Origin of the sequence: Nitrospira lenta (assembly GCF_900403705.1) — a bacterium.
Classification (GTDB): Bacteria; Nitrospirota; Nitrospiria; order Nitrospirales; family Nitrospiraceae; genus Nitrospira_D; species Nitrospira_D lenta.
This window is the reverse complement of sequence record NZ_OUNR01000001.1, coordinates 214,452-227,174: the sequence shown is the minus strand read 5'-3', so window position 1 is coordinate 227,174 and position 12,723 is coordinate 214,452. Positions and strand designations below refer to the sequence as shown.

At 59.4% G+C, this 12,723-nt stretch carries 13 protein-coding genes; all 13 read left to right on the top strand.

What is annotated here, in order from left to right:
- The first annotated feature begins 22 nt into the window (after window positions 1–22).
- The 13 genes from NITLEN_RS01095 to NITLEN_RS01035 all read left to right on the top strand — a co-directional run bounded on the left by NITLEN_RS01095 (window position 23) and on the right by NITLEN_RS01035 (window position 12,717).
- Entirely contained in the window at window positions 23–955 is a 933-nt protein-coding gene (locus NITLEN_RS01095; protein ID WP_121987735.1) for a carboxypeptidase-like regulatory domain-containing protein, read from the top strand.
- Between the two features lie 43 nt (window positions 956–998).
- Window positions 999–1,961, top strand: a complete 963-nt coding sequence (locus NITLEN_RS01090; protein ID WP_121987734.1) for a formylglycine-generating enzyme family protein — start codon at window positions 999–1,001, stop codon at window positions 1,959–1,961.
- A 17-nt stretch (window positions 1,962–1,978) separates the two neighbouring features.
- Window positions 1,979–2,941: a formylglycine-generating enzyme family protein gene (locus NITLEN_RS01085; protein ID WP_121987733.1), complete on the top strand. Its 963-nt coding sequence runs from the start codon at window positions 1,979–1,981 to the stop codon at window positions 2,939–2,941.
- 101 nt (window positions 2,942–3,042) lie between these two features.
- Window positions 3,043–3,753, top strand: a complete 711-nt coding sequence (locus NITLEN_RS01080) for a Crp/Fnr family transcriptional regulator (RefSeq protein ID WP_181416563.1) — start codon at window positions 3,043–3,045, stop codon at window positions 3,751–3,753.
- Window positions 3,754–4,074: 321 nt separating this feature from the next.
- Complete coding sequence (locus NITLEN_RS01075; RefSeq protein WP_121987731.1) at window positions 4,075–4,623, top strand: hemerythrin domain-containing protein; 549 nt, start codon at window positions 4,075–4,077, stop codon at window positions 4,621–4,623.
- A 232-nt stretch (window positions 4,624–4,855) separates the two neighbouring features.
- Window positions 4,856–5,548: a hypothetical protein gene (locus tag NITLEN_RS01070; RefSeq protein WP_121987730.1), complete on the top strand. Its 693-nt coding sequence runs from the start codon at window positions 4,856–4,858 to the stop codon at window positions 5,546–5,548.
- 239 nt (window positions 5,549–5,787) lie between these two features.
- On the top strand, window positions 5,788–6,267 hold the full coding sequence (locus tag NITLEN_RS01065; protein ID WP_121987729.1) for a hypothetical protein: 480 nt from the start codon (window positions 5,788–5,790) through the stop codon (window positions 6,265–6,267).
- Window positions 6,268–6,371: 104 nt separating this feature from the next.
- Window positions 6,372–7,625, top strand: coding sequence for an LVIVD repeat-containing protein (locus NITLEN_RS01060; RefSeq protein WP_121987728.1), 1,254 nt, complete (start codon window positions 6,372–6,374; stop codon window positions 7,623–7,625).
- A gap of 411 nt (window positions 7,626–8,036) precedes the next feature.
- The gene (locus tag NITLEN_RS01055; protein WP_121987727.1) at window positions 8,037–8,510 is read left to right on the top strand and encodes a hypothetical protein; all 474 of its coding nucleotides are present in this window, start codon (window positions 8,037–8,039) and stop codon (window positions 8,508–8,510) included.
- A gap of 142 nt (window positions 8,511–8,652) precedes the next feature.
- Window positions 8,653–9,204: a QcrA and Rieske domain-containing protein gene (locus NITLEN_RS01050; RefSeq protein WP_121987726.1), complete on the top strand. Its 552-nt coding sequence runs from the start codon at window positions 8,653–8,655 to the stop codon at window positions 9,202–9,204.
- A gap of 101 nt (window positions 9,205–9,305) precedes the next feature.
- A complete protein-coding gene (locus tag NITLEN_RS01045) occupies window positions 9,306–10,631 on the top strand; it encodes a cytochrome b N-terminal domain-containing protein (RefSeq protein ID WP_121987725.1) in 1,326 nt (441 codons plus the stop codon).
- A gap of 185 nt (window positions 10,632–10,816) precedes the next feature.
- Window positions 10,817–11,503, top strand: coding sequence for an HAD family hydrolase (locus tag NITLEN_RS01040; protein WP_121987724.1), 687 nt, complete (start codon window positions 10,817–10,819; stop codon window positions 11,501–11,503).
- Window positions 11,503–12,717, top strand: coding sequence for an acetate/propionate family kinase (locus NITLEN_RS01035; RefSeq protein WP_121987723.1), 1,215 nt, complete (start codon window positions 11,503–11,505; stop codon window positions 12,715–12,717). Before NITLEN_RS01040 ends, NITLEN_RS01035 begins: the two co-directional genes overlap by 1 nt.
- The last annotated feature ends 6 nt before the right edge of the window (window positions 12,718–12,723 follow it).

Below are 12,723 nucleotides of genomic sequence, written 5' to 3'. Positions count from 1 at the left end.
TGACGAAGGAGGCCGGAGAGTAATGACGATCAAAACACAACTGATTGCGGGAATATTGGCGCTGGCGGTGGGCAGTCCGGCGTTGGCCTATGAAGAAGCCACGGTCTCCGATGGCGGGACCATCACGGGGACCGTGAAGCTCGATGGCGCAGTTCCCAAGCCGAAAGGCTACAACCTGACGACGCTGCCCGACCCCTTCTATTGTGGGCGTATTTCGGACGGACAAGGCTGGCGGATTCTCCAGCCGTTCCAGGTCGGGTCCGACGGCGAGTTCCGCGATGTGGTGGTCTATCTGGAAGGAATTGAGAAGGGCAAACCGTTCGAGGAAAAGACAGTGCCGCAGATCGAGGCGCGAGACTGTCTGTTTCTGCCGTTCACCACCGTCGTGCGGGACGATCAGTCAGTGACCGTCGTCAACATGGACCCGGTCATGCACGACATTCAGGCCTATGAAACCTCGAATTTAGGCGCGCGTGTCCTCTTCAATGTGCCCCTGCCGATGAATTCGCAACATCCTCGCAATTTTAAGGATCGCACCGAAGCTGGGATGTATCACAAACATATGGCGGGGCCGCCGATGAAGCAGTTGGTCAATCTCAGCAAGAACCGCCGCATTTTCGTGATGCAATGCGGGTTCCACGCCTATATGGAAAGTTGGGGCTTGGCCATTACGAATCCGTACTTTGCCAAGACGGACGAGCAGGGCCGGTTTACCCTGACCGATGTGCCGCCCGGTACCTATAAGCTGGTGGTCTGGCATCCCTACGTTCGCACGACAACCGAGCAGACCGTGACGGTGAGCCCGAAGGGGACCGTGGAGGCTGCGATTTCCGTCCCGGCTCCGACGGGCCGGCTCTATGCCAATGAAGTGTTGGACCATGCGTATACGCGCTACAACGTGACCGAGGAAGCCAAGAAAGAAATCGATCCGCTGGTTCATAAGCAGGATCACTAAACCGCACGAAACGGCGAGCGGCTAAGGGGCGAGAGGGCAGGGAATGAGCGGCAATCGGAAGAGCAGTGTGTGGTACGCCAGTGTTCTTTCCTGCCTCCTGCCCCTTGCCTCTTGCCTCGTCGCCTGGAGCGTCGCTCACGCGAATCATGAGTCATCGGCTCAGCCGCCGCTCTGGACTCCGCTGGACGAGGTCGAGCAGATGGCCATGATCGAAGTGCCGGGCGGCATGGTCACGGTGCCGGCGGGCGAGTTTTTGATGGGCAGCGATCCCCGGAAAGATCCGGCGGCCGGGCCGCAAGAACAACCGCTGCACCGGGTCACGCTCGACGCGTTTGAGATCGATCGCTACGAAGTCTCGAACGTGGAGTACCTTAGATTTGCGCTGTCCACCGGCGCGAGTTGGCCGCAATTCTGGCGGGCGAAACCGTTCCCGGACAAAATGGCGACGCATCCGGTGATCAATGTCAGCTGGCAGGAAGCCGATGCCTATTGCCGCTGGGCGGGCAAGCGTTTGCCGACCGAAGCGGAATGGGAGAAGGCGGCACGGGGTTCCGATGGCCGGATGTTTCCCTGGGGCGATGAACCGGCCGGCTGGATTAAGAGCAACATCGCGCATCCCGGGTCCAAGCGAGGGGCCAAGTACCCGCCGTTAGCCAACATCAATCGCTACGACAAAGGGGTGAGCCCGTACGGGGTCTACCAGCTGGCCGGCAATGTCAGCGAATGGGTGTCCGATTGGTTCGACCCGGAGTATTACCGCTTGGGGGTCAACGAGAATCCGCAAGGTCCGAAGACCGGTGAATTAAAAGTGTTTCGAGGCGGCTCGTGGAATGAAGATCCGGAAGTAGCGAGATCCGCCGGACGCAACGGCGGAGAGCCGACCAGGAAGAGTTATCTCACAGGGTTTCGCTGTGCAAAATCATCTCAACAGGAGAGCGCCGGTCCGGTGTTGACGACGGAAGTCGTGGTACCCCCACCGCCGGTGCCGCATCGTCCGCATAAATGATCAGAGGAGGCCGAGTTATGGAGCGGAAGGGAACGAAGCAGTGCAGAATATGGGAGCGGATGATCAGCGCAGTCGTGATGACGGCAGCGTTCCTGGTCGTGGCGCAGGCCGCCTGGGCGCTCGATACGCAGGATATTGTCGTCGAGTGGACCGCGGCCGGCAAGAAACTCGCTGCGCAGCGGGTGGCGAACGTGAAGAGCAAGGATGAGCTGGTGCTGGTGCCGGCCGGTGAATTCATCATGGGCAGCGATAAAAAGACGGACCGGTTGGCCTATCGCGGGGAAATGCCGCAGCGCCGGGTCTATCTGGATGCCTTCGAAATCGGCAAGTACGAAGTGACGGCGCTGGAATATCTGAAGTTTATTCTGGCGACCGATCGGAAGCCGCAATTGGACTGGCGGTATGACGGCGGGAATTTCCAGGAGACGATGGCGCACCATCCCATCATGCATGTCTCCTGGTATGACGCGGATGCGTACTGCAAGTGGGCGGGACGCCGGCTGCCGACCGAAGCGGAATGGGAGAAGGCGGCGCGCGGCACCGATGGACGGCTGTTTCCCTGGGGGCCTGAACTGGCCGGCCCGACGCGAGCGAATTTCGGACGAACCGGCCTGTCCGGTCCCGTGCGCGATCGTCCGGAGCGGCTGTTGTTGTATCCCCCGATCATTTCAGTCGACCGATACGACAAAGCGGTGAGCCCGTACGGACTCTATCAAGTGATCGGGAACGTGTCCGAATGGGTGTCCGACTGGTACGACAAGGATTATTACGCATCCGCGCCGGATCGCAATCCGAAAGGTCCGGAGGCCGGCACACAGAAAGCGTTCCGGGGCGGCGGATGGATGGACAGCACCACGACGATGCGCGTCGCCATGCGCAATGGGACCGACCCCCACACCAAGATCAATTGGATGGGATTCCGTTGTGCGCGTGACGCACAGGAGCCCGCGGGGACGAAAGTGTCGATGGTGGTGAAGTAGGACGAGAGTGGCAGTGAGAGAGTGTTATCAGGCTGGAGTCTTTGGCCGGCATCATGTCGATGCCGGCCAAAGTTCTTCTCGCTCTGAATGATCGGCACATCGTGAAACGGAAACCCTGTTCCATTGAGCGGTGCGACACCTGCGCGCTTCGCGCGAAGGTCGTGTTGTGCGATCTCAAAGGCAGCGACCTCGCCGAATTCCAGACAATCAAACGCACCCTCGACTACGCGCCTCACCAGACCGTCTTCTATGAAGGCCATGCATGTTTGGGCCTCTATTTGTTGTGCGCGGGCAAGGTCAAGCTGACTCGTTCTTCGGCGCGAGGCCAGCGGCAGATCGTCCGGATCTTGGGCCCTGGTGAGCTGATCGAGAAACATGTCTTTGGGGAGCGTGCGCTCCATGAAGTGACGTGTGAGACATTGGAACCCTCGCAAGTTTGCGTCATCGACAAAGAACGCTACCTTGCGGTCATCCATAGAAATCCTCAACTGGCGATCAAACTGATTCAACTCCTCAGTCATGAGGTCGGGGTCAATATGGATCATCTCGATCAGTTCACATTCAAGACGGCTCGCGAGCGATTGGCCGGCCTGCTGCTGGAGCTCGGCGATCGGTTCGGCAAAAAAGACGACGATCATGTCCGGGTTGGACTGACGCTCAAACGGGAAGAAGTGGCTGAGATGGCCGGGATCACGGTTGAAACCGCCATCCGCCTGCTCGGCCTGTTCCGGGATGAGGCGTTGCTCACCATCGATGGACGCACCATCACCTTACTGAATCCAGACCGTCTCGCCAGAATAGCTCGGCGCTAGAAGCCGTCTTCAGCGTTCGGCCATCAGTCTGAAACGGCATTCCTCTTCGATTCCCTCTCGGCAGCATCGCACGACCCCTTCGGAATTCCGCCCCGCGCCCCCAGCATGTAGCCATCAGTCTTGTGCGTGCGACTCCATCGCGGACGGCTGATGGCGATTCTCGCTATAGGCCCAATGGCCTATCCAAAACATTGAGATACATCATAGACCGGACCGGCCAATCCCAGTGTGGCTCTGCCTTGCTGCTCGGTACAGTGAGCGCGGCATAAGGCGGACGCATCGCGCGCAGGTTTGAGCTTTCGTACAGGGGATCCTGGAACGATGGTGTCTCCAGAATGCAGGCGAACGAGTATCACCGTCGATCCGGTTGCCCTTCTCAAGCGAGAGCACCGAAAGATTCTGGATCAATTGGCCATGATTGAAACGGCGATGAGTCCTCGCTCCGTCGGGGGCGGTGAGGCGAGGGGAATGGATAGAGGTACGTTGCGGGAACTGCTCCGATTCTTTACCGGCCCCGTGGACGTTCATTTCAAACGGGAAGCGGTGTTGGTCGGAGATCTCCAGCGAATCCTTGGCCGGAAGCAGGAGAAGCAAGAGCAGTTCCAGAGCTTCTTGGACGAACACCGGATACTGAAAGCCGACGCGACAGCGGTGATGAGAACGCTTCGGAGAAAACGGGCCGATGGCCGAGATCCAGCGGCGCTACAGAGCCTCGGCGGAGTGCGGACGCTGAACACAGAGCTACGCGCGCTGATTCGTCGTTATCGTGGCCACATCTCCTCCGAGGAACGGCTGCTGTTCGTATTGGCTGAGATGCGGATGACTGCTGAGCAGAAACGGCGGATCAGCCGGCGCATGTTGGAAGTGTGATGTCACCGATGTGCGGGAAAGGCGTGATGCGCGAGATTTGCTTGAGCGAGGCCACACGAGAGCCGCTGCTGCTTCGACGATCGTAGCCGGGCTAAGGAGAGGAACGTCACGATGTTGAGACGAGTGAACCACATGCTGACGGTGCTCATGCCTCGGGCCGGCGAGTGTAAGACGGTAAGCCAACGAGAGAGCCACGAACGCTCTCATGTGCCCAATCAAGGAGGGGGACATCATGCAGGTCCAGAGAGTTGTGCGGAGCATTGGAGTGTGGTGTGTCGGAGTTGCGATCGCCGGGGGGCTCGCTGTCTCTGGTGTGTCGCCGGTCTCGGCTGAAGACACGACAACGACCGGGAATCGCGTGTTCTTTCGAGGAGGGTATCCTGGCTTGAACAGCAGCCGGGGCGGTGAGTTATTCACCGACGGGCATAATACAGCCGGCCGCAATGATGCCACCGGTGGCTATTATGTGGGAGCAGGAACGGACCTCATGCTGACCCGAGATCTGTGGGGGATGATGAAAGGGATTGGGATCGTGGGTGAGATCGGAGTGGAATTCAAGCGGTTCAATTCACACACGGTGGCGAACTCGGATACATCCACGGTGACCGGGGTCAGCAACGGCGGCCTGGCCAAGGTACCCTTGACCATGTTGACCATCGATGTCGCACCCAAAGTAAAATTCATGCAAGGCGGCGATTTTCAGCCATGGATCATTCCGATCGGGTTAGATTTCCATGTGATCAGTCCGCCGTCAAATCAGACCACTGTGCTGGACATCGGAGTCCAGTTCGGTGGCGGCGCGGAGTATCGGATTTGGAAAGAGCTGTGGCTGGGCGTCGATGCCCGGTATCACGTCGCCTCCAATCAAACCAGTACCGTGAATAATTATGGAACGGTTGGAGCGTTCGTCGGCATCGGATTCTAAGTGACGAGTGTCATACGTGGGGCCGTGTCCATCTCGCGCCGGATGACGGACGAGAATCCCAGCGCGCTGAGCAAGGCTCAGCGCGCCCACCGTCACGGTTGAGTATGTCGTTGCATGTCGCGGTGGTGACGCTGAGATCGATTGGTGTCCGCATCGTGCGTTCCTCAAGGGGGCGTTGAGTTTCCCGTGGGCAGGCCTCTTGATACCGAGGCCGCGTAAGCCGTAGAGTCGCATCGATTATGTCGCAATTTGTTCTCGTCTGGATCCATCTCCTCGCCGCAGTCGGCTGGGTGGGAGGCACAATCTTCCTCTCGCTGGCACTGGCCCCTTCCTATCGCGCGCTGGCGTCGAAGCCCGATGCCGGCGCGTTGTTCAGGACGTCGGCAAAACGGTTTCGTCTGATTGTCTGGGGAGCGGTCGCCGTTCTGGTATTGACCGGTCCCATGCTGGTGCTCTCCCACGGATGGCCGCTCTTCGAGCCCGCTCGATGGCCGTTCCCGTTGGGACTCAAGTTGTCGTTGGTGGCCGCGCTGCTGATGCTGACCCTCGCTCACGATCTTGTGTTTGGCCCTCGTGTCCGGACGATTCTGGCCCTTCCGACTGATAAAAGAACGGTCTCCGATCAAACATTTCTGACGGCTGCTACCTGGCTTCCTCGCATCGCGTTGCTGCTCTCGCTGGGCGTGTTGTTTGCCGCCGTGGTACTGGCCCGGTCATAGCCGGTGCAGGTGGCTGGTCCGGTCGGTTGCTCTCCCTCAGCAATCCTTCTAAGCTATGGGCCGGGGAGAGCATTTGTGTCGTGCGATATAGAAGGAGGCCAGCGATGAAGAGACCACATCAGCAGTCGTCGATGCGTACCATGCTCGTCGGCGGATGGGTGGCGTTGGGAGCGATGTTGGGCGGCGGCTCACCGGCTTCGGCCTACGAAGTCTGGTTGACCGATCAGTCGGATACCGGAAAGGAAAGCGGCGGCTATCTCCATATCTATGACGGCGCGCAGTTGACGGCGAATCCTGCCTCGGCGAAGCCGACGCTGACGATCGATTTTGCTGGCGACATCGGGAAGTTCTGCGAAGAGGCGACCAAGAAGGCCGTGCGTCGCCCGCATATGCTGTTCTTCAATAAAAATCAGGACCACGCGATCATCTCTTTCCTGAGCGGCCATGTGTTGTTCATGGACGCGGCGACGAAGAAGCCGGATGCTTGTCTCTCCATGGGGAAGAACGTCCACGCCGCCTGGCCGACGCCGGATCAGAAGATGGCGATTGCGGCAAACATTGCAGAAAAGAAATTCATCCGGATCTGGACGGACTATGCCGCGCATACCTTCAGCTTCGATCCTGAAAAAGATGTCGTGAACCTGGTTGCGTTCGAAGGGGGTGAGCGCCCGGATACGTCGCCGATCTGTCCGATCACTGAATCGTCGAGCCGCTATGCGTTTGTCACGCTGCGCGGCGGCGGGTTACTGGTCTTCGATGTGACGACGACCCCGATGAAGGCGGTGGCGATGCTGGATAACAACCAGGTTCATCCGGCCGGCTGCGGCGGCGTGCAAGTCGGTGACACGATGTATATCAACTCCGGCGGCGGATGGCCGGTGGCGCCGCTCTCTTATGATGTGTATGCGCTCGATATGTCGGGTCTGCCCGCGAAAGTGTCAGCCCGGCTGGTCTCGCAGCGGGACGACAAGTTTGCCGACTCGCACGGCATGGTCGGAGTCGGTCGCTATGTTTGGAGTGCGGATCGCGCCGGCAATAACGTCGAGATCATCGACACGCTCAGTAATTTTTCAGTGGGTTCCATTGCCCTCGTGAGTGACGCCAACCAGGATCCGGCTCCCGATTTGATGGATGTTGCGCCGGATGGCCAATACGTCTTTGTCGGTCTGCGTGGCCCCAATCCATTAACCGGCAACGACAAGGGCGTCCATAACGCCAAGGGAACCGTTCCCGGCGTCGGCGTGATTCATGTGGATGCCGGCGGCAAAGTCGGACACTACAAGGGACAGGCGGCCATTTCGAATAAGAAAGACGACAAAGAAACCGCCGACACGCACGGGCTCGCCGTGCGAAAGTAAGACGAGTTCTCTGGGGGCCTCCGGATTCAGGTCCGGAGGCTCAGGCTGTGTGTCGTGTGGCGTTTCAATCTCAGACCTGCTCGGCGTATTCCCGCATGTGCCCCGTTCTGCCCCAGTATGATTCATAGGACTGGGGAAAGACGTCCCTCATGAAGTCTTTCGTTCGTCTGAGATGGTACGTGTACTGGGCGTTTCTGTTAGGGCGAAGCGTTCGGATCCTGGCCGCTGCTCAGGCCCTCGGCTTGCATTTATAAATCGAGATCGCTACATCTTAGGAGGCAATCAGTACAGACTGGCCTTTGGATGTTTCAAGATACGGTGACAGTGGTCTCTGGAGCCGCGGCGGAAGATGCAGCTGAGCAGCGCGTGGGTGTGATGGGATATTCTCCGACGGGTTTTTGAAAGCATAAGATGAAAGCACGCCTCTGTCTGGTTCTGGCGGTTTTGTGGGTGGTGACGGTGGCCGTCGCCGGGTGGTCGTTTGTAAAGGGATGGACGACGCCATCATCTGACGGCCGTACGGAGATCCTCCTCGCTCCGAGCGAACGGGATATGATTCTCGGAGAAATGCGGCAGCTGTTGAAAGCGGTGCATGGTGTCGTCGTCGGTCTGGCAGAGCAGGATCAATCGGGAGACCGGCAGCAAATCGAACAAGCCGCTCGTGGAGCCGGGATGGGCATGGCAGTGGATGTGAATCCGGCGGTCATGGCGAAGCTGCCGCTTCCCTTCAAGCAGATGGGGATGTCGATTCACCGCGATATGGATGCGTTGGCCGATGCGGTCGTGAATAAGGAAACGACGCAGCAGATCCTCCTGCGTCTGTCGAGCATGACCGCCCGCTGTACCACGTGCCATGATCTCTATCGATTCGGAGTGGAGCGGTAGTGAGTAGCGGGAGAAGAATGGTCGAGGTTGCCATGATCGGAGATGATGCTTCGTCCATGAAGAGAATGCGCGGGCGGGAGCGGACGCTCGTTGAGCCCACCCGCGTAAATGCGAATGCGAGGATGAAACGGGAGAGGGAGCTATGACGTCTGATGGCAGCGGGCCAGTCAAGGGAGATGCTGGGTTTCATACGCCGGTCGGTTCGCGGCGCACGTTTTTCAACTGGGCCACGGCGGGCATTGCCGGCCTGATCGGCGCCGGACTGGCGGTTCCATTGCTGGGCTATATCATTGCGCCTGCCTTGAAACGGCGTGAGCGTGCGTGGGTCGATGTCGGCGGCGTCGGGGATGTTCCTGTCGGCGAGCCGAAGCAGCTCGACTATGCGATGACCATCCAGGATGGCTATTTGGAGACCCGCTCCCAGAAAGCGGTCTGGGCCGTGAAACAAGCAGATGGGCAAGTGACGGTCTTCGCCCCCAAGTGCACGCATCTCGGTTGCGGGTATCGCTGGGCCGGCGAGGAGAAACAGTTCAAGTGCCCCTGTCACGGCAGCGTGTTCGGCATCGACGGCCAGGTGTTGGCCGGACCGGCGCCGCGCCCTTTGGATCGCTTGCCTGTCAAAATCGAGAACGGCCGGCTCATGGTGGTCTTTGAAGAATTCAAATCGGGCAGTTCCACCTCAGAGGCATTGTGATGCGGGGTGAAGGGGCGGCAACGCTTCTGTGGCGCGGAGCGAATGGGTGCCGCGCACGATCTGGCCCGGCATTCCTGGCCTAGGATAATTACGAGGGACTCATGGCTTCACGGTTCTATCAGTGGTTGGACAGCCGGCTGAATCTCAAGCCGGTAGAGCGAACCCTTCTTGACGAGCCCATCCCGGGCGGCGCGAGCTGGATCTACGTCTTCGGATCGGTCACGCTGTTTCTCTTCGTCATGCAAGCCATCACGGGAATGTTTCTCGCGGTCTATTACGCGCCGACCCCCGACCATGCATACGACAGTATCCGATTCATCGAGACGGAGGTGTTGTTCGGCGCGTTTGTACGAGGGTTGCACCATTGGGGCGCCTCGGCCATGGTGGTGGCGATCGGGCTCCACATGCTGCAAACGTTTCTCTACGGGGCGTACAAGCCACCGCGCGAAGCGATGTGGATGGTCGGGGTCGTCTTGTTTCTCGTCGTCATGACCTTCGCCTTTACCGGATATCTGTTGCCGTGGGATCAGACCGCCTATTGGGCGACGCAAGTCGGGGTCAATATGGTGGGGACGGTTCCCGTGATCGGCGACTTCATGATGCGCGTGATGCGTGGAGGCGAGGTGCTTGGCGCGCTCACGCTGTCTCGGTTCTTTGCCATCCACGTGCTGTTTTTGCCCAGCGTCATCGTCACCTTCATCGTGCTGCATCTCTTCATCCTGCGCCGCGTCGGACCGGCCGGACCCTGGACCGACGAGCGCAGCGCCCTGACCAAAGAGACGTTCTATCCCCGCCAGGTCTATATGGACGCCGTGGTGATCGGAGCCGTGTTCGCTTTGGTGGCGACGGCGGCCTGGATGCTTCCATTCCCACTGACGGATAAGGCCGATCCATCCGATACGAGTTTTGTCCCGGTGCCAGAATGGTACTTTCTGTTCTATTACGAGTTATTGAAGTACGTGCATGGGCCGCTGGAACCGCTGGCGACCTGGGTGCTTCCGATGGTCGTGATTCTGATTATGTTGTTTTGGCCATTTATCGATCGCAACCCTGCGCGCAATCCGATCAAGCGGCCTGTGGCGCTCGGCGCAGGCGTTCTTTTTCTGGCCGTCGTCCTGTCGTTGTTGGGGCTGTCGATCAAGAACCTCTATGCCGTGCCGCGAGCCGATCCGGCGGTCGCTCGCGGGCAGGCGCTGTATGCGGGGTTCGGATGCGCGGGCTGTCATCGAATTCATGGCGCCGGTGGAGCTGTCGCACCGGACTTGTCGTTTGTCGGCGACACAAGGCCGGAACGGGAATGGCACCTGAAGCATTTCAAGGATCCGCAATCGGTATCGCCCGGGTCTTTCATGCCGAAGTTCCCACTCACCGATCAACAGTTGCAAGATCTGACGAGCTACGTGCTCAGCCTCAAGCGCACGCCATAACCGTCGGGAAAAACCTCCGTTGCGTCGTCTGAACGGAAGGTGCATTATTTGTGGGCTGGCGATGGCGCTTCGCTCGCCAGAGCGTGCCGGGGGGAAACCCATTTGATCGGCATCGGTCTCCGGCAACGGCTGCATGTGGCTCCTGAGGGGTGGAGCGGGTCTGTACGTCTGAGAAGGAGGGCCTTATGTCGTCATCAGACATCGTGTTTCTGTTTGATGTCGATAATACGCTGTTGGACAACGATCGGGTCACAGAAGATCTCGCGAATTACCTCGAGCAGGAAGTCGGACATGAGCGTCAGCAACGCTACTGGATCATCTTCGAACAATTGCGGGCCAAGCTAGGCTACGCAGATTATTTGGGCGCCCTCCAGCAGTACCGCATCGAGTACCCCCACGATCCCCATCTGTTAACCGTCTCTCACTTTCTGATTCAGTATCCGTTTGCCGATCGGCTGTACCCGCAGGCGCTGGCCGTCGTCGAACACGTCAAACAGTGGGGCAAGGTCGTCATTCTGTCCGATGGCGATGTGGTGTTTCAGCCGAGGAAAGTCGAGCGGTCGGGATTGTTCGAGGCCTTTGAGGGGAACGTATTGATCTATGTGCATAAGGAGCTGGAGTTACGCGATGTAGAGCAGCGGTATCCGGCTCGGCAGTATGTCTTGATCGATGACAAGTTGCGTATTCTCTCCGCGGTGAAAAAAGTGTGGGGCTCACGGGTGACGACGGTGTTTCCTCGGCAGGGGCACTATGCGTTGGATCCGCATCTGCCGGGCCGTTATCCGGCGCCGGATATGACGGTCGAGCGCATCGGTGACTTGCTGGCCCATGATGGTTCGGCGTGGCCGAACTCTCCTCAGCGGAGATCCTGATGTCGTCATCGCCTCAGCCGGCTCCTGGCATTCTGACGATCAATGCTGGGTCGTCCAGTATCAAGCTGGCGTTGTTTGAAGCTCAGCCGGCGCTGCGCCGCCTCATGGAAGGCCAAGTCGAACGCATCGGATTGCCCGGCACCCGGCTGTCGATGACGGATGTCGTAACCGGCCGGACGGAGCAGGTTGCGATACAAGGGGCCGATCATGCGGCTTGTATCGGGCCGCTGTTGGATCGGGTTGAACAGCGAGTCGGTGCCTCGGCGCTGCAAGCCGTGGGGCATCGCATCGTCCACGGCGGAGCGATGTACAGCCGGCCTGAGCCGGTGACTCCGGCCGTGATCGCGGAATTAAGGCGAATCAGTTCCTACGATCCGGAACATCTTCCTGCAGCGATCGGCCTGATGGAACTATTCGCCCGGCGTTATCCGCGGGTGCCTCACATCGCGTGTTTTGACACGACGTTTCATCGTGACCTGCCGCGCGTGGCTCGCCTGCTGGCGATTCCGAGACGGTACGACAAGCTGGGCATCCGGCGGTATGGATTTCACGGGTTGTCCTATGCGTACCTGATGAAGGAGCTGGCTGGAATCGGCGCGTCGGGAGAGGCCGAGGGGCGGGTCATTCTCGCGCATTTGGGCAACGGGGCCAGCATGACGGCGGTGCTGGGCGGGAAGAGCCTCGAAACGACCATGGGGTTTACGCCGGCTTCGGGTCTACCGATGAGCCGTCGCTCGGGCGATCTCGATCCGGGCGTGATGTCCTATCTCACCAGAACGGAAGGCCTGACCGTGGAGCAGTTCCACACGATGGTCAATTCAGAGTCTGGCCTGCTCGGCCTGTCGGAGAGCAGTTCCGATATCCGCGATTTGCTCGCCCTGGAGGCGCATGACCCGCGGGCCTCCGAAGCCGTCGCGCTGTTTTGTTATCAGGCGAAGAAAGCGATCGGCGCGCTGGCCGCTGCGTTAGGCGGTGTGGACACCCTGGTGTTCAGCGCAGGAATCGGCGAACACTCACCGGCTATCCGCGCCAGAATTTGTGACGGGTTGGGGTTCCTTGGCATCGCGATTGATGCTCGGCGGAACAAGGCCAATGACGCAGTGATTTCAGCCGAACAGAGCCGGGCCATCGTGCGCGTCATCCCGACCGATGAAGCGCGCGAGCTGGCGCACTCTGTGTTTCACCTACTGGCAACGACAGGAGAGGAGGGGTGAGAAGAC